Below are 25,028 nucleotides of genomic sequence, written 5' to 3' on the forward strand. Positions count from 1 at the left end.
TGGATAGGCAACAGATACGGAACTGATATTGAAACTGGATTCAAAGAAACTCTCAAAGAAGCTGTATCTTCCGGTTATACCAGAGAGATGCTGGCAGATAAGCTCAAAGAGCAGTTTCAGCATCTGGGTGAGAAATCGGCTCATTATTGGCAGGGATTAGCAGAGCATACAGCTCTCAGAGTGCGAGAATTTGGCAGGCTGGAAGGCTACAGAAAAGCTGGAGCTGTTGGATATCGATTAGTAGTTGTCTTGGATGATCGAACTTCTGAGATTTGTCGGGCATTGGCTGCTCAGGATAAAGTTTATCCGCTGGATAATGCGATTGAAACTATGGAGCAGCTTATGAATATCGATACTCAAAAACATTCATTGGAAACAGTTAGAGAAATGACAAAGGAAATTGCGCCTTGGGTATCGGACAAGCAGGTTGAGTATGATCCGCATGGGAAAGCGATTGGAGTTTCCGGAAATCATACTCCGTTTCCGCCATTTCATTGGAAGTGCAGGACGACTACGGAGATTGTGTATTAGGATCGTAGATTTCCAACTTACATCCACAATTTTTACATCTTACAGTTGTTAAATAAGCAGAAGATGTCGGGAAAGCATGGATTTTATTAGCGTTATCGAAAAGAACTAATTTTACTGCCTCAGATTGTCCTGCTTTGATGCCATGAATATATTCATCACCAGTCGGTTTAGCAAAACACAATACCAGATTTTTTTTGCGCTGATTATCAATTTCTAAACTACCAGAAACATATGCTAAATAATGATAATGCTCATAAATATCATAATCAGATTGATTTTCAAAATCATCTTTTTTAAATACAGTATTGATATTATAACTGCCAGAATTATTATAGTGTTTCTCAAATTTACCCAGTAAATAATTATTATTAAAACTACTTGTGAGATTCACTAATTGTGGGTCAACAGCATTTGTTGTCATAGATTGTCGGCATTTTCTACAATAATATTCACTCATAATAGAACTCCTTACTATAATATAAACTCATTAAGCTCTTTCCTAACGGTTCTCCAGTTTGGATAGTATTCATCCATTAATTCGTTGAAGCGATCAGAGTGTGTTCTTTCTAATATATGAATAATTTCATGCAGGACAATATAATCAAGGCAATGTCTTGGCTTTTTTATCAATTCAAGATTGAGCCATATTCGTTTTGCATTGGCATTACAAGTGCCCCACTTGGTTTTCATAATTTTAACACCCCAGTCGCTAACTGAAATATTTAGTTTATTCTCCCATTTTTTTATCAAAGGTGGAATTGCATTCTTCAATTCAGATCTGTACCAGCTATACAAAGCATTTTTTCTAATAGCAAGATTTGAATTTTCTCTGACAAATAAATCAATATATTTCTTATTTCTAATAACAACCTTATTGGGTAAAGGGGCTTTTTGATAAATCACATTTAAGATATGCCTTTTACCCCAGAAATAATGATTTTCACCAGAAACAAATCTTCTAAAACTTTGACGATCTTGGTTTTCTAGTTCTTTTAACTTCTTTTTAATCCAGGTCATCTTCGATATAATAAAAAGCCTCAGAGAATCATTATCAACATGGATTGGCACAGAAACTTTAATCCTACCATTTGGAGGATAAACCGTAAGATGTATGTTTTTAATATCCTTTCTGATGACATCAATTGATAAATCTGATACTAAAATAGTTTCCATTAGTATTCAGCTTGCTCCTTAACGATATTGTAAAGCTTATTAGCTAATTCAACATCAGGTAACATTTTCTTAACAGCATACTTTACTGCACGTTCTTTAATTGGATTTCCTCGCCAATTATCTCTAATTGATGCTCTTATTGATTCATCAAGCTTAATGGCTAAATCTTCATTTTGATTTAAGTTATCATACAACGATCTCAAGGCTTGTGATTTGATCATCTCAGGATAATGATTCTGACTTCCATTTTTAATAGCAGAAGCAAGTTTTGTTATTCTATCGAGATATTCTGCATATTGTATAGCTTGCTCTCTTCTTAGTTTTATGAGTTCTTCTAAAAGCGTAGACATTTTATCAAAGTATGCTGGATTAGTTGGCATTTCATCAATGATTATTTTTCTCATGTTATTTTCAATTGTCTCTGCAGAAGCTTCCTTGTTTCCTTTTATCCCTTTGGGCATAACTTCGAAAATATCTTTTCCATTATTAATGATTAAATCAATGAGAGTCATACCCATAAAATCTGACAATACCACGCTATCATCTGCTGATATATACATATCAATTAAGTGTCGCATAGCAGGCTCATATGCTTTGATATCAATATAATCTGAGCTTATAATTTTAATCTCATCTCGTAGTGAAGTGTAGTGACTAACATCTTTTTTAATTCGAATAATTTCTTCTTCTGTATAGCCAGCTTCTTCCATCTCATTTGCAATACTTGCATAAGATCTAATCAGAGAAGCAACAAGTTTGTAAAATAGCTGCCTTTTCTTCTCATTTTTCGATAGTTTTTCTTGAGTGTCTCCACAGAAATATCTTGCATAAGCATTAAGGTCTCTTGGGTATTCTACTGGTTCACAAACAGCAATTACAGCATCCAATGACTCATCAAGCCTTTTAACAGAATCTTCTAATCTATTTTGAAGAAGTCCTGCAACATCTTCTTTATCATAGTTGTCGAATGCTTCTGCAGTGTAATCATCTACAGCTTTTTCAAGGCTATTAAACAAATCTTTATAATCTATTATATATCCATATTCTTTGCTTTCACCATCCAATCGATTAACTCTGCAAATTGCTTGGAATAAACCATGATCCTGCATTTTCTTATCGAGATAAAGATATGTTGCACTTGGAGCGTCGAAGCCAGTAAGAAGTTTATCTACAACAATAAGAAGCTTCATCTGCCCGGGTTCTTTTACAAATTTCTTTTTAACTTCTTTTTCAAATTCCTCTGTGGTTTCACCATTCAGCATTTTCTGATAAATTTCATATTTATACAATCTCTCAGATAATTGCCCCGTACCTGTTGTTTCCCCTTTAGTGTCTGTAATACTGGGCACATAAGAAGTTACAATTGCACATTTTTTGAATCCATGCTTCAAGAAAAGCTCATATAGTTTACAGGCTTGATATATACTGCCAGAAACCAACATAGCATTTCCAGTCCCATCTGAGAGTCTATCTTTTATGGAAAAATCAAAGATTATGTCTCCGACAATCTTCTCGAGACGATCCTGACAACTTAGGATTCTTTGCATTGTTCCCCAACGCTTCTTTAACTGAATCTTTGCATTTTCGGTTAAACCTTTAGTGTTGGCATCGAACCATTGATCGATCTTATGCTGATTATTGATTCTTTGATCAATATCCCTTGCTTCATATCTTAAATCTAATATCACCTTATCTTCAACAGCTTCATTGAATTTATAAGTATGAATATAGCTACCAAACACTTCGATGCTTTTTTGCTTATCCTTCTTAAGAAGAGGAGTTCCAGTAAAACCAATAAACATGGCATTAGGTAGTATTGTTTTCATAGCTTTGTGTAATTCACCGGAATGAGTTCTGTGACATTCATCTACAAACACATAAATATCACCTTTAGGTTTGAAATCAGGAGTTTTTGCCAATAACTCTTTTATATAATCTGCAACTACTTCATCTTCTTCATGGACTCCGAATTTGTGTATTAAAGAGCATATGGCAGATGGAGAAGCTTGGTTCAATTTTTCCAGTAAGTCTTTTCCACTTATAGCTTTCGCCAGTTCTCTTCCAGCATTATTGAAGTTTAATTCGATCTGCTCATCTAATTCTGTTCTATCGGTAATAATAAGTACTCTTGAATTAGTTTTATTTAGCAAAATCCAATTAGCAAGGAAAAGCATAATTATACTTTTTCCACTTCCCTGAGAATGCCAGATAATTCCATCTTCTCGTTTAGCAATTCGATCTTGTGAAGCTTTCATTGCAAAATATTGATTATGACGGCTAATCTTTTTTGTTCCAGCATCATATATGATAAAATCATGAATCAATTCCAGTAATCTATCTTTGCTGCATAACTCTTTCAAATGATCGTAAAGCTTATCATCAAAATCCTGTCTTTTCCATTCCAAATAATATTTCTGGGGAGTTTCGATCACACCATATCTTAGACCTTGAGATTCATTCCCTGCCATAATTAACTGGATAGTTGTAAAAAAAGGCATTATGTATTCTGGAGATTGATTATCAAGATTTTGTCTTATACCTTCTTCAACAAATACTTTGCTGCGTTTTAACTCGATAACTCCTAAAGCAATACCATTCACATATAGAACGATATCAGGTCTTTTATTATGTTTGCCAATGATGGTGACTTCTTCTGCAATTGCAAAATGGTTACTCCTGAAATTATCCCAATCGATTAGGTAAACTGTTTGGAAGTGATCTCCTACTTCTTCTTTAACTTTAACTCCATACTTCAGAAGGTTATAAATCTCTTGATTTGCTGTATATAAACCCTTTGCTAAATTATTGGACTCACTTTTGATTTTTTTGATCGCTTTTCCGATAAGTTTTTCTGAATAAGATTTTGATTTAAGATAATCTGTAAGTAATTCAATTTCAATGTTACTATTATCCCTGTCTCTCCAATCTCCCAAATAATCATAACCAAGCTCATTTTTAAAAAGCTGGATTACTTTTATCTGTGTATCAATTTCAGGAGCTCCAACTGTACCCATAATAACCCCTATTAGTAGTCAAAAAGTTCAAAACACTTATTTAATGCATTTTCTATGCTCTTAGCTGCGAAAATATCTCTTTCTAATTTAGGTTTCCATTCTTCAATATTATTTATATATCCAATTATATTAACTACATTTATAACAGTATTTTTACTCTTAAGATCAATAATAGCGCTATCCACAGTTGCTAAAAGTTCTAAATAATCATTTCTGTTTTTCTTAAATTGCAGAAGCCAATTAAGTGAGTCTTGATCATACCATTTGAGGAAATAAGATTCAGCTTCATTGAAATTACTTCCAGAAATAAAACCTGCAAATTTATCTCTTTTATGTTTTACCATATAACTCTTTTGAAGAGCAATTCTTTCCGAACCTTCGTATTTAGTCTTTGGATTGTATGGCCCTGCGGCTTTCTTTACATAGTCTTCTATCTTACCATCAGTATGTCGATGAAACAAATATGAGAGTTTTGTATATCGTTTCCTACCCAAAGGAAAGTCTTCTGATCCGAAGTAGTGAGATAGAACAGAAATTAAAACTGCTTCGTTTATTGCTTTATTATGCTTTGGTTTAGAAATCAATCTAATCTGTCCAGTTAGTAGCTTCTGCATCATACCTTGTTTAATAAATTTGTATTTAGATAGTTTTCTTTCTAATTGATAAATTTCTGAATCCATATCATATAGTATTTCAGCGATTGCTTTTTGTTCTTTTAAAGATTCTGGAAAAAACAATTCCATATCTCTGAAACTTTTTAATGAAATAACATATCTTTTTCCACTTCCTTCGCATTTAACATTAGCTTGTTTTAAAAATGAACTTGTTTTAAACATATATAAACTAAACAAAATATTAAATTTTTTGATTAATCTTATTCTATTGATATGATAACTATATACAACATCTTCCATATTTTCCATAGAAATAGCAGTTACTCCGATATCATTTTGAAGCTCAGATGATGGAGTAATAAATATATCTCCTTTTAATACGTTACACTGAGCTATCTTAGTAGATTTTGCTGTTACTAAATGATTCATTTGAGATCTATATATATAATTATTCTTATGTACGTCTAAAAAGTTTAGCAAAGTTATTGGTAACTCTTTCTCATTTGTCTTCTTATCAACACCTGCACCAGAAATTGTTGCAATATCTCCAAGCTTTTCAGTTGTCCATTCACTATCAAATCCATCTAATCTTCTTCGTCCAGTCAGTATATCCTGCATCATTCCCTTTTTAATCATCTTTTTCTTTTCAATCAATTTATCTAAGGAAGTAATTAATTGATCGATGTTAGATAGAATTTCTATAATGGATCTTTGCTCCATTTCATTTGGCAGAATTATAGGTGTATTTCGTATTGACGATAATCCCAGATTATTAATTGTCGATCCGGTTAACTCATTATTAAAAAAGTCAGAAACATGTGAAGTTTGCAAAAAATAATATAAATATTTATTCTCTATTTTATTATTTACATTTATGTATGCTATACTTTTTCCTAAGATTACTTTTTCATCATTGTAAAAAGCAATGTTACCGATAGTTCCATTAATAGAAAGAAGAATGGTTCTTTTGGTTAAATCTCTTTTATATTTATAAAACTCATTTTTGGTCGTTCTTTTTGTAAATTCATCATATACTATTTTACCTTTTTTTAGATTATTCCCATTTATAAATAAATAATCTCCTGTATTGATATAGTATGGTACTGAATGGATTCCGTCCCCTATTTTTGTTGTTAAGTCCTCTAAAAGTTGAACTTCCCATTCCTGAGGAATCATTCCTATTTCAGTTTGCTTAAAACCTTGAGGAACATTTTTTCTTACCATTTGAACCCCATTTTTTTTAAATGAGAGTTTACTTTTTTTGTTAGAGTTTTCACCTCATTTTCCAGCTCAGGTAAAGTAGTTTCATAACGTGTGTAGAGTTCTTTCATTCTTCTGGAAAGAAAGCTGGAAAGTCTCTCCATCTCTTCATTTACAGCATAGTTTAAAGCAGTCATCCATTTATCATTTATCACAATATCTTTAATTTCATCAACAGAAAGATCCCTGTATTTCTTTAAAGTCATTTCATAAAGTTTCTGTTCTTTTTCTTTGATTGCTTTTTTTGTTTTAGATTCTTTTTCTAAAAGTACAGCATATTGAAGCAAAATCTCGAGTTCTTCTTCAAAACCAGATTCTGTTTTATATTTCTTTATAGTAGCATTTAAAGCTGTTTTTGTAATTTTATCTTTTGGTCTGCACTCATCAAAAACATCTTCTTCTCCAGCATTTTCTTCTTCCAATTGAAGCTTCTGATTGTTAAGTTCTTCTAACTCATCTTGAAGTAAATCAATTTCGTCTTTCTGCTCTTTGAAATATCGATTATGCATGTAAGAATCTGGAATTAATTCACAGATATATCTGGTTACTTTTTTGCTGATTTTAACTGGTTCTAATACGATTTTCCAACCAATATAAACAAGGAAGTAAACATCATCTTGCATAGTATCATGCCAGTAGTCCATAAGCGATTGATAAACATCATATTTATCAATTAGTGGAAGCTCTGAGAATTTTACAAGAATATCATCTGCAAGTAGTTTTAATAAATCCTTTGGATGGTCATTGTCTGAGATGTTAGACAAAGTATCTTCATTATTCTTTCTCCAGTTTGCAAAGCAATTATCTACTTCTAAAGCATATTTAGTGAAATCAGGATGACTATATAGCTCAAGCTTCAGTCTTTCCACATTGATGTTCAATTGCTTGTATCCAGCATTTTGTGCAAATTCGCTAAAGAGTGTTTTTCTTAGTGTTGGAAAAACTTTCCAAAAGTGTTCTAAATCATCAATATCAGCTTTTGGTATTCCACCTTTTAAATGAGCCAAAATGTCTTGGATATCTTCATCTTCTTGAGTATCGATATATCTGGGAATATTTAAGTTGAACTCATTACTTTCAATCTCATCAATTCCTATCATTCTTGAGTATTTGGTGATTTCAAGCCTTTGATTAAATGTATCAACTATCTTTCTAATGTCTTGTTCACGAAGACGATTTTTATTGCCGTCTTTCATGAAACCTTTGCTCGCATCAATCATAAAAATGCCTTTTCGAGCATGAGCATTTTCTTTATCGAGGACGATAATACAAGCTGGTATTCCAGTTCCAAAAAAGAGATTTGTTGGTAGACCAATAATGCCTTTAATCAACCCTCTCCTGATAAGGTTTTCTCTGATTCTTGCTTCTGCATTACCTCTGAAGAGAACGCCATGAGGTAATACAACAGCTCCTTTTCCATCATTTTTCAATGAAGCCAGAATATGTAAGAGAAACGCATAATCACCATTTTTTGCAGGTGGTATTCCAAACTCGAAACGGTTGTATTTGTCTTCGGAAGGGATGATCCCATTACTCCAAGATTTTGTTGAAAATGGTGGATTAGCAACAACGAAATCAAATCTCTTTAAACCATCCCTATCATTAAGGAATTGAGGATTGGTAATTGTGTCGGCATTTTTAATTTCAGCATATGGATCGCCATGCAGGATCATATTCATTTTAGCTAAACCTGCAGTTGTATTGTCTTTTTCCTGACCAAAAATTGAAAGACCATTAGCTGCTTCATCAGCAGCTTTAAGTAACAATGAACCGCTTCCACAGGTCGGATCATAAACAGTTTTCGTTTGATGTGTAGTTCTTTTAATCCCTATAATTTTAGCAATAACTCTCGAGACTTCTGCAGGAGTATAAAACTGTCCTTTGCTTTTTCCAGATTCAGTAGCAAAATGACGCATTAAGTATTCATAAGCATCACCAAGTATATCATCACCTTCAGCAGTGTTTTTACCAAAATCTAAAGCAGGGTTTTCGAAGATTGAAACAAGCTTAGTTAACCTGTCTATCATTTCTTTGCCTTTACCAAGTTTATTTTCATCGGCAAAGTCAGTTGCTTTAATTACATCGAGTTGATTAGATTCAGCAAGTTTAGCAATAATCTGATTTAGCCCTTCTCCAATATCTTTGTTATTTTTTAACTTAACTAAATCATGAAAGCTACCACCAGTGGGAACCAATATTATCGCATCATCTTTTTTATAATATTTATCAGTTACATATTTTAGGAAAAGTAAGATTAAAACGTAATCTTTGTATTGTGATGCATCCATACTTCCTCGTAATTCATCACAACTTTTCCATAATGAGCTGTATAACTCAGTCTTCTTTATTGCCATGTTCTCCCCGAGTTTTTTTATTTCATTAATTATCCATCAAGTGATACCGTCAATGATATTCTGTGTCACCTGAGGATAACTCGATTTACTTTATACTGTTACGTAATCTTAATACTCCCAAGAGAAGTATTAATTATCAGAATCAAGGGTATAAAAAACTTTCTGCTCAACTGGATTGGAGCAAGATTAAATTCTGTATAAAAAAGAATTTAACTGCAGATGCTGCGTAGGACGTATCAACATCCTTCGAGGTCTTATCATAGCTGGCTTCCGCAGAATCGTAGTCTATGAACCAACCTTAAGTTAATGTGAAAGAAGAGGAGATCGTTTCTTCATAAACTCAGAAACCGTCTCTTGGAAAAGGTGAAAGAGAGATCGTTTGTTAATAAGAGATTCAGGAAGAATAAAACAAGCCGACTCTTAGAAGGAGATCGTTTCTCGATAATCGAGAAGCCGACTCCGAAACCGTGAAATTAATTGACACATGAAAAGATTATAAGTTTTTAGAAAATGAGAGAGAAAGGAGTTCATATGCATAAGAGAATAATGCATGGTAACATAACAAGATCAAACCATCCAGATAAAACAAAAATAATGTAAGCCTATATTTAATAATTAAATATCGTACTTCTGAACTGTACATATTGGAGATGAAATGTTTATAGACCTAATAAATAATTTAACGTTGATTTTGACATTAGCCGTTCTTTATGCTGTGTTTTCGAAATATATTTCAGATGAAAGATTTCGGGGAAAATTGATATTCGGCGGATTATTTGGAATTATTGCATTATTTGGAATGATGAATCCTTATACATTTGCAGAAGGTATAGTATTTGACGGGCGTTCAGTGATCATAAGTATATCTGCATTAATGGGTGGTCCTATTACTGCGGGAGTATCAGCTCTAATTGCTATAATGTATAGAATCTGGTTAGGAGGTGCTGGTGCTATAACAGGAACGATCGTAATTTTAACCTCTGCCCTAATTGGTTTGATTTTTCGTTTTTTAAACAGAGCTGATAAGATACAATTGAACATTATTTCAATTACTGTAATGGGTTTTATAGTTCATTTAGCAATGCTTACAGAAATGTTAACATTACCTGCTGGTCTTGGTTATGAAGTAATAGTAAGGATTGCTGCGCCAGTATTGGTTTTATTTACACTTTCAACAACACTGCTTGGAATGATAATTCTTGATCAGAAAAATAAAAATAAGGCCGTATCGGAAAGAAAAAAAAATGAAGCTGCCTTAAAACAAAGCGAGCGAAAATTCAGAGAATTATTTGAAAATTCACCTGTTGCTATATCGATGACAGGCATAGACGGTTCTATAAACGTGAATGAAGCTTTTTGTAAGATGCTGGGATATAGTGAACAGGAATTAAAAGGAATAAAATGGGAAGACATATCACATCCTGATGAAATAGCAGAAACAAAGGGAATAATAAACTCATTATTGAATTGTGAAATTAACAAAGCAAACTTTGAAAAGAAATATATAGATAAGAACGGAAATATAGTTTGGGCTTCTGTTTCTACTTATTTACAAAAAGATATGAATGAGATAAATCAATATTTTATAACTGTTGTAAATGATATAACCGAAAGAAAAAGCGCAGAGATTGCCTTGCAAGAAAGTGAAGCAACAATCAGAAAGAAACTGAATTCAATAATGGAACCAGAAGGTGATATTGAAGACCTGGAATTATCGGATATAGTTGATATAGAATTACTTCAATCCATGATGGATGACTTTTACAGATTAACAGGGATGCTGGGTGCTGTGTTAGATATAAACGGCAAAGTTTTAGTAGCTGTTGGCTGGCAGGATATATGTACAAAATTCCATAGATGCAATCCTGAAACTTTGAAGAATTGTATTGAAAGTGATACAATACTTACAAGCGGAGTAGAGATAGGAACATTTAAAGCTTATCGATGCAAAAACAACATGTGGGATATGGTAACACCTATAATTGTGGGTGGAAAGCATATGGGTAATGTCTTTATTGGTCAATATCTTCATGATGACGAAGAACCAGACGATGATCTATTCCGCCAGCAGGCTGAAAAATATGGATTTGATGAAAAAAATTATATAGAAGCCTTATACAAAGTACCACGATTTAGTAAGGAAGATATTGATTCGGGAATGAAGTTTTACTCAAAATTGGCAGGAGTGATCTCATCTCTTAGTTATGCTACAATAAAACAATCTAAATTACTTGCATTGCATAAACAAACTGAACAGGCAGTGAAAAAGAGTGAAACTAAACTCAGAACAATTCTAAAAACAGCTCTCAATGGTTTTTGGATAGTTAATATGCAAGGTGATTTCGTAGAAGTAAATGATGCTTACTGCCAGATGAGTGGTTACGATAAAGATGAATTATTGACCATGAATATTAGTGATGTGGAGGCTTCTGAATCTCGAGAAGACATCAAAAACCATATAAACAGAATATTAGAAAATGGTTCTGATCGCTTTAAAACAAGACATCGCAGAAAAGACGGTACAGAGTATTATGTAGAAATAAATATTCAACATCAACCGTTCGATGGAGGGCAGTTTGTTTGTTTCCTGGAAGACATCACCAAGCGCATGCAGGCGGAAGAAAGAATCATCGAATCAGAAAAGCGATACCGATCCCTCTTTGAGAACATGAATGCCGGATTTGTGCTTTTCGAAGTTATTCAGAACGATCAAGGTGATCCAATAGATTTATTAATTGTAACTGCCAACCAAGGTTTTAAAAAAACAACGGGTTTGAACTTAAAAGATGCAGCCGGGTGCAAACTTACTAAAGTTTTACCTGGTATAGAAAAGGATGAAGCTGATTGGATAGGAACTTATTCAAAGGTTGCACTTACTGGAAAATCAGTTCAGTTTGAACAGGGCTCAGAATTGTTAGGGTATTATTATTCAGTTTCTGCCTTCCAAGCTGCAGCAAATCAATGTGCTGTAACTTTTTTGGATATTACAGAACGAAAAAAGGCAGAAGAAGCACTTAAAAAAAGTGAAAATCGTTTAAATCGTGCTCTTGAAAATATCCCTGATGTAGTGGTGATATACGATAAGGAATTAAAAATACAATTCATCAATGAAGCCACAACTAGACTCACTGGAAGACCAGTGTCTGATTTTATAGGAAAACTGGAAGAAGAGGTCTGGCCTCCAGAAGTTTACAATGTCTATGTACCAATGCTTCAGGAATCGTTCAATACAGGGAATTTAAAAGTTCTGGATACTGATCTAAGCCTTCCAAACGGTGATATACTTAATCTAAGAATCACGTGCGTACCACTTTTTGATGAGTATGGTGATGTCATTGAGGTTATGGGTGTAACGAACAACTATACTGATAGGAAAAAGGCAGAAGAAGCCTTACGTAAAAGTGAAGAACGATTCAGGATTGCACAGGAATTTTCTCCTGATGGATTCACTATTCTCCACCCATTGCGAAATGAAAAAAATGAAATCGTTGATTTTATCTGGATTTTCGAGAATCAGACAATTGCAGAAATTAATGGAACTGAACCTAAAGATATAATTGGCAAACGTCTACTCGATCTATTCCCTTCTCATAAAGATACAATCCTATTTGAAACATATAAAGATGTAGCTAATACAGGAAAATCAAAAATACTGGAAGATATTTATGCAGATGAAATACTTTCGGTAGAAACATGGCTCCGCCTGGTTGTTGTACCAATGGGAGTAGATATAGCTATTTTGGCACAGGATATAAGTGAGCGAAAGCAGACAGAAGAACTCATAAGAGAAAGTGCAGAACGTGTAAAAATGCAGCGTAATCTTATTGCAAAACTATCATTTGAAGATGCACTTGTAAACAAACCTGTCGATGAGGCATTAAAAATATTAACTACACAACTTGCTAAAATTTTGAAAGTTGAAAGGACTAGTGTCTGGCTGTTGACTGATAATGATAAATTATTAAAACGCAAAATGTTATTTGATACTGCTTCTGGTTTTGATTCACAAATAGAAGTATTGGATACAGCTGAATTCCCATCCTATTTTGAAGCACTATATAAAGACAGCCAGATTGATGCCGATGATGCACAGAACGATCCACGCACAAAGGAATTAAATGAGAGTTATTTTATACCACTCCAAATAAGTTCTATGCTTGATTCTGCCATTCATCACGATGGACGAATAATTGGCGTTTTATCTGCTGAACATAGAGGTCCGAAGCGTAAATGGCATGTTGATGAAGAATCGCTGGCTAGCTCTCTTACAAACCTTATATCACAGTTATTTGTGAATGCTGAACGTAAAAAGATAGAACAAGAAATCCAGAAACTGAATGCTGAACTTGAGCAGCGAGTAATAGACAGGACCAAACAACTTGAAAATGCAAATAAAGAGTTAGAAGCATTCAGTTACTCAGTATCTCACGATTTACGAGCGCCATTGAGAGCAATAGACGGATTTACAAGAATTTTAGTAGATGATTATGGGAAAAATTTTGATGAAGAAGGAAAGAGAATAGCATCTGTAATAACAACTAATGCGCAAAAAATGGGGCAGTTAATCGATGATCTATTATCATTTTCCAAAGTAGGAAGAAAGCAATTGGATTATTCGGAAATAGATATGACTAATATGGTTAACTCTATATATTTTGAATTAACTGATGAAATCGAAAGAGAACGAATTAAGTTTATCCTCAATGGCCTTCCCAGTGTTTTTGGTGATACAAGTTTGTTCAGGATTGTTTGGAGTAACCTGATATTGAATGCAATAAAATTTACTTCAAAAAAAGATAATGCAATTATAGAAGTATCCGGTAAAGTAGAAAAGCAGCATGTGATATATACTATCAAAGATAACGGAGCAGGATTCAATATGAAATACATAGACAAATTATTCGGAGTATTTCAGCGATTGCATAAAGATACAGAATTTAGCGGAACAGGAGTAGGACTGGCTCTTGTACAAAGGATCATTTCACGACACAATGGGCAAGTTTGGGCAGAAGGAAAAGTAAATGAAGGTGCAGAATTCAGTATTTCTTTACCGTTAATTAAAAAAACATGAATTCTGCATAATTGAGTGTTTTCTGAAAAAAAGGCATTGAGTGTGGTCTTTGCGAGTTAGCTTCTTGCAGGTGCTAACGAAGCAATCTCTATAATTATCAATTAATTAACAGGATAGATTGCTTCAGCAGAATTCCTTTGAGAGATTCTTCGCAAAGACTGAGTGGGAATTATGCAGAAGTCATTAAAAAAAAACAAGGATTCTGCAAAATAAGCAGAAAATAGAGTGAGATAATAACGGATTAAACTGATTATCGAGTTTAAAAAGACAAATTGATTTTGATTCGATAGATTTTAAGATAAATAGTAAATTTTAAAGTTCTTTAAATAAAAATAAGTGGATTTGGGCGTAGTTATCCCGTGACAGACTTTAAGAATTCGAGTAAGATTAAGCAGCTTCTTTTAGATTGATATTCTTTTTTCTGATGCTGTTTTGTAATGCTTTTCCTAAAAGTGCCATACCAATGAGATTTTCTATTGATCTTTTTGAGAAGCACTTAGGTCTTTCCAAACCAACAGTTTGCAGGAAAGAATTAACTCTTTCTACAGATTGCCTATAAGGATAGATTTTCTCGAACTTTTCAGTGAAAGGCTGAATTTGTCCCGGATATGGTTTTCGAACTTGGAAGTATTTTGAGCAGCCATGTTTGGATTTACGAAACTGACATGTTTGCCTCTTATTTGGACAGACAAATTTAACCCTGTATCTATCCTGTTTTTCATCATACCAGGAGCCACCGCAACTCATCTTAATCCCAGCGTCACAAGTTGGAACTTGTAATGGTCTGAATTTTGAGTTTCGGAAGTTTGTTGGTATTGCTGACTTTCCATCAAATAGTAGATTGAAAGCATCGAACACCTTTTCAGCATGATAACCTTTATCAGCTACTTGCGATAAACCGCTTTGATAAAGAGACGGATAATGTTTAGCCAGAGAACAATACAAGGCAGGAGCAACATTGAAATCCTTCTTGTTATTTTCTTCCAGTTTGTATGTCAGCGGATTATCATTTTGTGCATCAACGATCAAATGAAGCCGATATCCCCAATAGAAGAAGGCAACTTTTTTATCCGTATATTCATCATTAGATGCAGAGTAATAGCCAAGGGTTGCTTCTTCATTTCTATCGGGTTTTATGTTTTTCTTACTCAAGTTTCGATTGAAAGCCTTTGGGTTATTATGACGAGTATTCGCCATTACTGGTTTGGAGTCGATTGCAATGATATCAGCAATTTTGCCGCTTTTCGAAGTTTTTTTTTATTCGTTCTGGCTAATGCTTCTCTCAGAAGTTCAGGATCGAGTTTATTGAGAAAACGACTAAAAGTGGAATCATCAGGAACGTTACCATCCTTAAAACCAATGATCTGTTCGCAGAGAAATGGTTTACTTTTGATCTCTCGGATAAGCTGCAGATTTGATCGATAACCTTCCAAAGCTTTTATAATCAAAGCCTTGATCATGGAATGTTGATCATAGCCTTTGCTGCCTGATTTATCCGAATATCGGGGAATGAAGCTCAAATCAAGATTTTCGAACATCTCATAATAATCGTGAACCATGGGTGTATTCATATCCGGTTCTGAGTATTTGAAGTTAAATTCTGATTGTTCGAAGATACGCTTATAATTCATAAAACACCTCTTAATTTATTATGGTGCAATAATTTACATTATAGGAGGTGTGTCAAGTTTTTTATGTGCTATAACTCATTTTATTGCAATGAGTTATCTGATATGCAAAATGCTTATTAAAAAAAAACAAATAAGGAGGTTAGGAGATGAAAGAGTTCGAAATAATAATAATAGAAGATAATCCAAACGATTCTGAGTTGATGATACGATCATTAAAAGAAAATAAACTGGCTAACAATTTAGTATTGTTGGAGGATGGTGAGGAAGCTGTGGAATATTTTTTTAATTCTAAAACATCTGAACCTAAAAAGCAAAATAACCTTCCAAAAGTAATATTTTTAGATTTAAAATTACCCAAAATGAATGGTTTGGAGATATTGAAGTTATTGAAAACTAACAAAAAAACAAAAAAGATACCTGTGATAATAGTAACATCTTCCAAAGAAGACCCAGACATCAGCACTGCTTATGAACTGGGTGCTAACAGCTATGTAGTGAAACCAGTAAATTTTAATGATTTTAAGACAACTATTTGTCAATTGGGTTTATATTGGCTTGTTGTGAATGAGAAACCATGTTAAATTTAGCGAGGAAAATATGGATAAAGAAACTAAAATCTTAATATTGGAAGACCTTCCAACTGATGCAGAACTAACAATGAGAGAATTGCAAAAAGTATATGAAAAATCAAAATTTGAAGTAGTGGATACTGAAGAGGAATTCATTAATGCACTCGAGAATTTTCATCCAGATGTAATAATTTCAGATTATAAACTACCAGATTTTGATGGATTAACGGCTTTGAGAATAACACAAGAGAGAAGACCTCATGTACCTTTTGTCATCTTAACAGGATCGATGAACGAAGATACTGCTGTGGAATGTATGAAAGCAGGAGCCGATGATTATGTTATTAAAGAACATATTAAAAGGTTGAATTCTGCAACAATTGGTGCAATAGAAAAGAAACGTATTGAAAACGAGAAGAGATTAGCAGAAAAAAACTTAATAAAAAGTGAAATCATGTTCAGGAGCCTTTTTGAAACAGCTGCTGAAGGAATATTGGCGATTGATATAGAGACTGGAAAATTTGCTTTTGCCAATCCGGCAGTTTGTGAAATGTTTGGATATGCGGAGAATGAATTATTAGATTTATATGCAGAAAATATACATCCAAAGTTTTATTGGGAATTAATGAAAAAAGACTTGGAAGACTGCATAATGGATAAAAAGAACTTCTCAACCGATATTCCCTGCATTGATAAAACAGGAAAAATATTTTACGTGGAAATAAAGAGCGTTAATACACTTATAGATAAAAGAAAATATCACATAGGTTTTTTTACAGATATAACAGAACGAAAAAGAGCTGAGCAAGAAAGACGAGACAGAGAAAGATTGCTAAAAACTATGGCAGAGAATTATCCGAACTCATTTATCTCTATCATAGAGAAAGACCTGAAAGTAGGCTATTCAGCAGGACAGGAATTTAAAAAACAGAACCTTGATCCAAATAGTTTTATCGGATTAGATCTGCAAAAGGTTTTTGGTGAACAAACGCCAATTGTTAAAGAGCATTATCTGAAAACATTTGAAGGGCAGGAACAAACCTTCGAGTTGCTTATAAATAACCAATATCAGCTATATAAAACTGTACCATTGCATGATGATGAAGGAATTATTAACAGAATCCTTTCAGTAGTAGAAAACATAACAGAAAGGAAGGAAGCCCTAAAGAAAATTAAACACAGTGAGGAGAAATTCAGATATCTATTTAATAATACAGGTGATGCAATATTCATTCATGATTTGAAAGGAAAAATGCTAGAAGTGAATGATATAGCCTGCACAAGGCTGGGGTATAGTAAAAGTGAATTGATGAAAATGACCCCATCTGATATTGATGCAGAAGAATTTTCTGCACTTGTGGAGAAAAGAATAAAATTCTTAAAGGAAAAAGGAAAGCATATATTCGAATCTGCACATCGTTCTAAAGATGGTAAGGTTATTCCCGTGGAGATAAATTCACAAGTTTTTCAATATGGAGAAAAAGCAGCAATAATAAGCACTGCAAGAGATATAACAACCCGTAAAAGAAATGAAGAATTAATCAAGAAACGATCTAGATTTCAGAAAATACGTGCCGATCTTTGGAAAATTGCCAGTGATACTACCAGCACAGAACCTAATTTAATAAAAGATATGCTTAAGCAAGTAGGTATAGCTTTGGATATAAGTAGAGCAACATTCCTAAGCCTGAATAATAATGAAAACAAGTTTGTAGTAGAAAATCAATGGTACCAACCAGAAGCAGGACCTTCTAAAAACAGATCGATAAAGCCAGCTATGGCTAAAATGCTTTATGGAAAAGAATATGTGGTTTTGCCAGATGATTTGGTTCCCGGAATAAAGCAATATGTAGAGAAGAAATTCAAGAAAGATGATATATATTCATATTTGGCAATGCCTTATGGAGAAGCAGGAAATCCCAAAGGTATTTTTACTTATTCAGAGTGCAGGAATAAAAGAATATGGGATAAATATGAGATAGAAGCACTTAAAGAACTTGTATTAATAATAAACTTTAAAAGCAGACAAATAAAAGCATTTGAAAAAATTAGAGAAAGTGAAGCACTGTTATCGGAAGCACAGAAAATGGGAAAAATAGGCAGTTGGGAATTCGACATAGCCACAGGTAAATTGTATTGGTCAGATGAAACTTATACAATATATGAGAGACCAATAAAACTGGGACCACCTTCGATAAAAGCGGAGAGCAAATATTATGAACCAGAGCAAGCTGAGCTATTAAGAGAATATAAAACCAATGCAATCGAAAAAGGATTAGCATTTGAATATGATCTGACATTGCACGTACCCAAAAGTAAAATTAAATATTGTTTTGCAACAATGCAGCCAATACAACAAAATGGAAAGGTAATCAAGTTAAGGGGTACAGTACAAGATATAACTAAACGCAAAGTAGTTGAACAAGAATTGCAGATAAGCGAGAAGAAATACAGAGATATTATTACACTAGCTCCAATTGGTTTTTATCAAACCAGACGGGATGGGAAATTTTTATTAGTGAATGAAACATTGGCAAAGATGCTTGGTTATACGAATACATCTGAGCTTTTGAACGAGGGAACGATTGAAAACTTATATCTTGATAAAACTGAAAGAGAGCGATTGATAAGGATTTATGATGAAGAAGGGGAAGGCAGAGTATACAACGTAGAAGTACAATATAAGCACAAAGATGGAACGGCTTTGTGGGTGTTATTAACTTCCCAATCATATAAAGATGAAGAGGGGAATACAAACTATTTTGAAGGATTTGTGGTAGATATATCCGAACTGAAAAAAGCACAACATCAAATAGAAAAAGATCTTGCGGAAAGAGAAACCTTAATTAAGGAACTTTATCATAGAACAAAAAACAACATGCAGGTGATAACATCCCTGATATCTCTTAAAGCTAGAACAAGTAAAAATGAAGAACTTTTTCAGATATTAAAAGAGATAAAGCTAAAAATTGAATCAATGTCTTTAGTACACAGTAAACTTTACCAATCTAAAGATCTATCAAGAATAAATTTAAAAGAATACATTTATGACTTAAGTCAACTTATAATAAGCAGCTATGGAAATAAAAACAAAAGAATTCGATTTAACTATAATATGGAGAGCGTATTTACAATAATTGATATTGCAATACCTTTAGGATTGATCATAAATGAGATATTGATTAATTCTTACAAATATGCTTGGCCAAACAGTGAAACAGGCAATGTGAAAATTAAGCTAGATATTAATAAAGATAAAATGATTACTTTGTCGATAAGAGATGACGGAGTGGGATTGAGAAAGAATTTTGATATTCAAGAAGTATCTAATTTAGGATTAGAAACAATATATATGCTTTGTGAAAGACAACTGGATGGAAAATTGACATATGTAAGTAATAATGGATTGGAATGGAGATTGGTAATCCCAAATAATTTAGATGATGTGAGGGTATGATGAAGAAAATACTATTGATAGAAGATGAAGTAATTATAGCAAAAGCTTTAGCATACGACCTCAAAGATTTAGGACTTGAAATTATGGGAATTGCATCTAATTATAATGAAGCTATTGAATTAATTAGAACCCAAAAACCTGATTTAATAATAACTGATATAAATCTGAAGAGCGATAAAGATGGAATAGATATAGCAGAATGGGTTAACGAATTCGCTAATGAAATTGATATTATTTATATGACTGGTTATGGCTATGATGTGCTGTTTGATAGAATAAAAGAGACCAGTTATTTAGCAATTATAGAGAAACCAGCTAATATAATGAAGATAATAGAAATATTAGATAAAAAAAATAGATCAAAATAAATGAAGAACTGCCATCACTTGCATAGGACATTTAGTGAGCATAAAAGTTTAATATGTTTGAAGATAGCAACTCATGACTACCGAAATTGCATTTGTGACACCATTTCTTCACAAATCAAGCTATGAAGAATTGCAGACACTTGCAAGTCGATTTTATATCTATCGGGATAATAAAGAGTTATGAAAGGATAGTAATCGTTTTTTCACTGTGAAGATATGGTGGCATTAAATTGAAGAACTGCAATCACTTGAAGTAAACCTATGAAGAACTGCAATCACTTGCAATTTGGGACTGTAAATAGCTTTAAATGTCTATAAAATAGATTGATAGCTGATTGAGAAGTGGTTTACATAATGTTAAAATTGAAATCATGCTGTCACTTTTTGAAATTTAAGGTGTCACTTTTTATTTAAGGTGTCACTTTTTAATAATAACCTCAAACACAAAAACGCCGATCAGACTTCTCCGATCGGCTTTATCTATTATGGCGGGAGCGACGGGACTCGAACTCGCGACCTTCTGCGTGACAGGCAGACGTTCTAACCAACTGAACTACGCCCCCAAAATTTCTCATTTTATATTTAACACGAGAGCACTTTTATGAAGGTGGGTTTTATGTGTCAAAGTTTTTTTTTAATATTTCACAAAATTAGAAAAATACATGATAAAATTATCTTTACAAGTTTGCAGATTAAACCGAAATGTCCTTTATTGATGCAGGAGGAAGTGTTTTGAAAGATAAGATTTTACGCGGTATCACAAAAAATAAATATATCAGGTTTTTTGCTGTAAATTCTACAGAAACAGTTAAAATAGCATTTGAATTGCACAATTTATCAATTACCAATGCCGTCCTGTTGGGAAGATTGCTTTCAGCAGCTCTGATGTTGGGTATTGACCTGAAATCCAGACAAGATTCACTAACTATCAAAATCGATGGAGATGGACCAGTTGGGAAAGCTTTGGTTACTGCAAATAAAATTGGAAATGTGAAAGGCTATATAAATAATCCTCAAACAGAATTACCCTTAAATCCGCAAACCAATTCGATCGATGTTGCTGCTGCAATTGGAAATGGAATGCTAACAATAATCAAAGATCTGAACATGAAAAATCCTTATATGGGGCAGGTTGAACTAAAATATGGAACGATCGCCAAAGATCTAACTTACTATTTTGCAGCTTCAGAACAGATTCCTTCTTCGATTGGATTGGGAGTGTTGATAGAACCTGATGGAACAATTCGACAAGCTGGAGGTTTCATGGTTCAGCTTATGCCGGAAACTCCTGAAGAAGTTATTTCTCAGTTAGAAGAGAATCTGGCTAAATTTCCAAATCTTACTGATGTGATGGATATGGGATTTTCTATAGAAAAGATAATTTCAGATTTTATTTTGAAAGGATTTGATCCGATATTTCTGGAAGAGATGGATGCAAATTATAAATGTGATTGTTCTTCTAAAAAATTTGAAAAGGGATTGAAACTACTTTCCAAAAAGGAACTGCAGGAAGCTATCGAAAAAAATGAAGAATTAAACGTTCATTGTCATTTCTGCAACAAAGATTATAAATTTGGAAAAGATAAAATTAAGAAAATTTTAGCGGAATTGTAATGACGGACTTTCATCACAAAAAAAGCTTGGGACAGCATTTTCTGAAAGATAAAAATATCATTCGCAAAATCGTTGATATTGCAGAAATCCAACCTGGAGATGCTGTTTGGGAGATAGGCCCGGGAATGGGCATTCTTACTGAAGAGCTTCTAAAAAGGAAAGCAAATTTGACCTGCTTTGAAATCGATTCATCTCTCTACGATATTCTGGAAAATAAGTTTGACGATAAAATAAAATTAATTAAGAAGGATATTCTCAAAGCAAATTGGAATGAATATTTTTCACAAGAAAAAATCAAAATAGTTGCGAATCTTCCTTATCAAATTACTTCACCATTTCTATTTGAAGTTTCCAGGTTCGCTGATCATTTTTCCAAAGTAGTGGTGATGATCCAGAAAGAAGTTGCACAACGCATCAATGCCAAAGTTGGAACCAAAGATTACGGAATTCTTACATTAAAAATGCAGTACTATTTTGATGTGAAATATGAATTCACAGTAAAACCACATGTCTTCAAGCCACCACCAAGAGTTGATTCTGCAGTTATCAGTTTAATTCCAAGGTTGGATAAACCGAAAATAGATAATGAAAAATATTTTTGGAGAATTGTGGAAACTTCTTTTAGGAATCGCCGTAAAATGCTGCGCAGAAATCTTCGTGAATTGATTTCTGTGGAAAAGATCGAGCAAATTCAGAAAACAGGAATAATTGATTTGAAAAGAAGAGGGGAGACACTGACGGAAGAGGAATTTATCGAGCTTTATAAGCTTGTTTTTCCTGGCATCAACTAGTGGTTAAAACTTTTTTATTTTTCTTCTTCTTAACAGTTTTGAAAAGAGAAGATTTGATCATATCAAAACCATCGAATCCTAACTTGGTTGAGAAGAAGATAGAAAGCAGAACACTGAAAAATTGTGCTATGAAAATGGCGATCATTATAGCGATTTGATATTTGATGGCAACCAATGGAACCGATCCGCCTAAAATCTGTCCGGTCATCATACCGGGAAGTGAAACAAGTCCAATCGTTGCAATCGAAGCGATAGTGGGATTGGTTGCAGCCAGAATACTTTTAGTTACAAAAGGTTTTAATGCTTGATATCGATTCGCTCCCAAAGCCAGATCGTACATATATATCTTTTCGTTTTCTCTGATATTATCCCAGAAATTGTTTAGTGCTATTATGTTGCCTTTCAAACAATTTCCCAGCAGCATTCCACCAATAGGAACAAGATATTTAGCATTGAAAATGTTATCTATATTTGCTACAAATTTGTTAAAAAATAGAATCATGAGAACCTGGGGAATGAGTATCGAGATAAAGATTGGAATTATAAATTTAACAATTTTAAAATTCGCAGAATGAAGAACAGAGAAAGATGCAACTGCTATCATGATAAGAAGATAGGCAAAATTGAGCCAGGAGTTGTTGAATTTGAAAAGATATTGCAGATAAAATCCTACAAACGCAAGCTGCAGGATCATGCGAGCAACAGAAATGATAACTCTTTTGTTGAAACGTAGTTTTAGTTTATAACCGATATAAAAAATCGGAAGAAGCAGTAACAGCAGAAATCCAATGGAAAAAATACTTATATCATTTGCACCCATTAATTTCCCTCTCCACTATCATTTGCACCCATTCTACCATTTCACCTCTCTGATGTTTTGCGCTTCTAACCACATTTTTTCGTGAGAAATTATTAATGCTGTAGAATTTGAAGACATCACATGATCTACAACGAGTTTTTTCATTTCTTGATCCAGAGCGGAAGTTGGTTCGTCCAGCAGCCAGATCGGTCTTTGCAACAGACAACAGATGATCAGTCCGATGCGTTGTCTTTCGCCACCGGAAAGTTCCGGAATTATTTTCTCGAGATATTCTTCATTCAGATTGAATCTTTCCAATAATTCGAATAATTTCTTGTCATTTCTTTCCAGATCTTTATTCACATCGTAAGAAAAAATTACATCCAATAATTCATCCAAAGTTATTTTCTGCAGATCAACATCCTGACTCACATAAGAAAAAAAACTGCGTAATTCTATTAAAGATTTGGGATTAAGCTGTTTTCCATCAATCAATATTTCTCCGCTGTCTGGTTGTTGAAATCCTAAAAGTAATCTGAATAGAGTTGTTTTACCTTTTCCCGAAATAGAAGTTATGACTATTTTTTCACCTTTTTTGATCTTCAGATTGTAGTTATCAAAAAGTACACGATTCTTCACTTTTAATGAGAGATTACGAAATTCAATCATTTAAATTCCCTGGATATTAACCCGATTTCTCACTTCCCAGGGTTTGTTCAAAAAATATTTCAGAACATGCTTTTCTTTTCCAAGGATATTATCAGGAATTTTTTCATCATAAGTAGATAGAACAAGATATTTTTCAAAGATCAGATTTGTATCTTCAGCCACTTTATTCAAAATTTTCACACCTTTTGTTATCGTTTCTTCATCTGTATATTCCATCAGATTTGTGTTACAGATAAGATGTGTTATTTTCAAATTCGCTACACCTTCCAAGCTGTTTTTCATGGTTATTATTTCGTTTTTATCGGAAGTGAAAGGTCGTTTCGTGTTAACCACAAAATGCATTTCATAACTTCGTTCTTTTATTTTCTGTACATATCGTGCCAGAGTTCTGCAACCGGTTGGATCGCCGCCGACATCCAATATAACAGTACTTTCCAGATTTTCTACTGAACCCATGATTCTGGGAGAAAGCATCGGCAGATCGGCATGTTTAAACTCACCTTCCGGGGCTATTACCGTTATTCCTTCTCCTTCAAAATTTTCTCGCACATCTCTGCTGCGAAAATAAGGATTAACTACATCCAAATCTACTAAAGTAACTTTTTCACCTTGTAGTTGATATTCTTTGGCCAAATTAATGGAATATTCACTTTTTCCACTGCCATAAGCTCCAATTACTACTACTAATTTATTTTTCATTTTACCTCATTTTTTAGATGTCATACTTAGCCTGTCGAAGTATATGGCAAGCCATTTCGGTTTATGCCAAACCCTTCGATAAACTCGGGTGACTATCAATTTTATCATTTATAAATTTATTCTCTAACATCACATTATTCAAATATAATATCTAAACTTAAATTAATTCCAAACTTAAAATATTCCAGTGTTTGTCAAAATTCTTTTTTGGAAGATCGTTAATATCAGGAAATTTGTTTTGACATGGCTGGCAAATTCAGGAAAGCTACTTCAAAAGGTAGTGTAACATGTTTTATGAAAAGTTATGAAACATTTTCATAAAGCGAGAATAGAAAAACATAAGTGAAAAATAGTGTCAAATCGTGGATAAGTCTGAAATTTATCTAAAGTGTACACTATCCACACCACGACTAT

Annotated in this window: 17 protein-coding genes and 1 tRNA gene; 7 read left to right on the forward strand and 11 right to left on the reverse strand. The window is 33.3% G+C overall.

The annotated features are described in order from the left end of the window. Nucleotides 1–531 (forward strand): hypothetical protein (locus K9N40_07960; GenBank protein MCF7814398.1); only part of this gene is annotated, 531 nt, incomplete at its 5' end. Here the strand turns inward: K9N40_07960 and K9N40_07965 are convergent. Genes K9N40_07965 through K9N40_07985 form a run of 5 tightly spaced genes read right to left on the reverse strand, consistent with a single transcriptional unit; the run spans nucleotide 512 to nucleotide 8,946 of the window. Continuing rightward, nucleotides 512–988, reverse strand: coding sequence for a hypothetical protein (locus tag K9N40_07965; GenBank protein MCF7814399.1), 477 nt, complete (start codon nucleotides 986–988; stop codon nucleotides 512–514). The two genes, K9N40_07960 and K9N40_07965, sit on opposite strands and share 20 nt — an antisense overlap. A gap of 14 nt (nucleotides 989–1,002) precedes the next feature. After that, on the reverse strand, nucleotides 1,003–1,704 hold the full coding sequence (locus tag K9N40_07970) for a M48 family metallopeptidase (protein MCF7814400.1): 702 nt from the start codon (nucleotides 1,702–1,704) through the stop codon (nucleotides 1,003–1,005). Continuing rightward, nucleotides 1,704–4,718: a type I restriction endonuclease subunit R gene (locus K9N40_07975; GenBank protein MCF7814401.1), complete on the reverse strand. Its 3,015-nt coding sequence runs from the start codon at nucleotides 4,716–4,718 to the stop codon at nucleotides 1,704–1,706. Before K9N40_07975 ends, K9N40_07970 begins: the two co-directional genes overlap by 1 nt. An 11-nt stretch (nucleotides 4,719–4,729) precedes the next feature. Beyond that, nucleotides 4,730–6,556, reverse strand: a complete 1,827-nt coding sequence (locus K9N40_07980; protein ID MCF7814402.1) for a restriction endonuclease subunit S — start codon at nucleotides 6,554–6,556, stop codon at nucleotides 4,730–4,732. Next, a complete protein-coding gene (locus tag K9N40_07985; protein MCF7814403.1) occupies nucleotides 6,550–8,946 on the reverse strand; it encodes a type I restriction-modification system subunit M in 2,397 nt (798 codons plus the stop codon). The genes K9N40_07980 and K9N40_07985 overlap by 7 nt, the downstream gene beginning before the upstream one ends. Nucleotides 8,947–9,601: 655 nt before the next feature. Between K9N40_07985 and K9N40_07990 the strand changes: the two genes are divergently transcribed. After that, nucleotides 9,602–14,017, forward strand: a complete 4,416-nt coding sequence (locus tag K9N40_07990; GenBank protein ID MCF7814404.1) for a PAS domain S-box protein — start codon at nucleotides 9,602–9,604, stop codon at nucleotides 14,015–14,017. Between the two features lie 387 nt (nucleotides 14,018–14,404). Here the strand turns inward: K9N40_07990 and K9N40_07995 are convergent, their stop codons facing one another. Together K9N40_07995 and K9N40_08000 are read right to left on the reverse strand one after the other, a co-directional pair. Next, nucleotides 14,405–15,214 (reverse strand): transposase, encoded by an 810-nt coding sequence (locus K9N40_07995; GenBank protein ID MCF7814405.1) that lies wholly within the window; start codon nucleotides 15,212–15,214, stop codon nucleotides 14,405–14,407. After that, entirely contained in the window at nucleotides 15,214–15,648 is a 435-nt protein-coding gene (locus K9N40_08000) for a transposase (protein MCF7814406.1), read from the reverse strand. The genes K9N40_07995 and K9N40_08000 overlap by 1 nt, the downstream gene beginning before the upstream one ends. Nucleotides 15,649–15,794: 146 nt before the next feature. Here K9N40_08000 and K9N40_08005 point away from each other — a divergent pair, with 146 nt between their 5' ends. Genes K9N40_08005 through K9N40_08015 form a run of 3 tightly spaced genes read left to right on the forward strand, consistent with a single transcriptional unit; the run spans nucleotide 15,795 to nucleotide 20,042 of the window. Next, nucleotides 15,795–16,229: a response regulator gene (locus K9N40_08005; protein MCF7814407.1), complete on the forward strand. Its 435-nt coding sequence runs from the start codon at nucleotides 15,795–15,797 to the stop codon at nucleotides 16,227–16,229. Nucleotides 16,230–16,245: 16 nt separating this feature from the next. Beyond that, entirely contained in the window at nucleotides 16,246–19,674 is a 3,429-nt protein-coding gene (locus K9N40_08010; GenBank protein MCF7814408.1) for a PAS domain S-box protein, read from the forward strand. Then, the gene (locus K9N40_08015) at nucleotides 19,674–20,042 is read left to right on the forward strand and encodes a response regulator (GenBank protein MCF7814409.1); all 369 of its coding nucleotides are present in this window, start codon (nucleotides 19,674–19,676) and stop codon (nucleotides 20,040–20,042) included. Before K9N40_08010 ends, K9N40_08015 begins: the two co-directional genes overlap by 1 nt. Nucleotides 20,043–20,528: 486 nt before the next feature. Here the strand turns inward: K9N40_08015 and K9N40_08020 are convergent. After that, nucleotides 20,529–20,605: transfer RNA gene (locus K9N40_08020), tRNA-Asp, on the reverse strand. Between the two features lie 169 nt (nucleotides 20,606–20,774). On the opposite strand from K9N40_08020, the gene hslO reads away from it, so the two are divergent. Further along, nucleotides 20,775–21,656 (forward strand): Hsp33 family molecular chaperone HslO, encoded by an 882-nt coding sequence (gene hslO, locus K9N40_08025; protein ID MCF7814410.1) that lies wholly within the window; start codon nucleotides 20,775–20,777, stop codon nucleotides 21,654–21,656. Next, nucleotides 21,656–22,447 carry a 16S rRNA (adenine(1518)-N(6)/adenine(1519)-N(6))-dimethyltransferase RsmA gene (gene rsmA / locus K9N40_08030; GenBank protein ID MCF7814411.1) on the forward strand — a complete coding sequence of 264 codons (792 nt, stop codon included), beginning with the start codon at nucleotides 21,656–21,658 and terminating at the stop codon, nucleotides 22,445–22,447. Before hslO ends, rsmA begins: the two co-directional genes overlap by 1 nt. On the opposite strand, the gene K9N40_08035 is transcribed toward rsmA, so the two are convergent. Genes K9N40_08035 through K9N40_08045 form a run of 3 tightly spaced genes read right to left on the reverse strand, consistent with a single transcriptional unit; the run spans nucleotide 22,440 to nucleotide 24,614 of the window. Continuing rightward, nucleotides 22,440–23,267, reverse strand: coding sequence for an ABC transporter permease (locus K9N40_08035; protein ID MCF7814412.1), 828 nt, complete (start codon nucleotides 23,265–23,267; stop codon nucleotides 22,440–22,442). The genes rsmA and K9N40_08035 overlap by 8 nt on opposite strands. A gap of 33 nt (nucleotides 23,268–23,300) precedes the next feature. Continuing rightward, on the reverse strand, nucleotides 23,301–23,915 hold the full coding sequence (locus K9N40_08040) for an ATP-binding cassette domain-containing protein (protein ID MCF7814413.1): 615 nt from the start codon (nucleotides 23,913–23,915) through the stop codon (nucleotides 23,301–23,303). Then, complete coding sequence (locus K9N40_08045) at nucleotides 23,916–24,614, reverse strand: hypothetical protein (GenBank protein ID MCF7814414.1); 699 nt, start codon at nucleotides 24,612–24,614, stop codon at nucleotides 23,916–23,918. It lies immediately after the preceding gene. Nucleotides 24,615–25,028: the final 414 nt, after the last annotated feature.

The organism is Candidatus Cloacimonadota bacterium (assembly GCA_021734245.1).
Taxonomy (GTDB): Bacteria; Cloacimonadota; Cloacimonadia; order Cloacimonadales; family TCS61; genus B137-G9.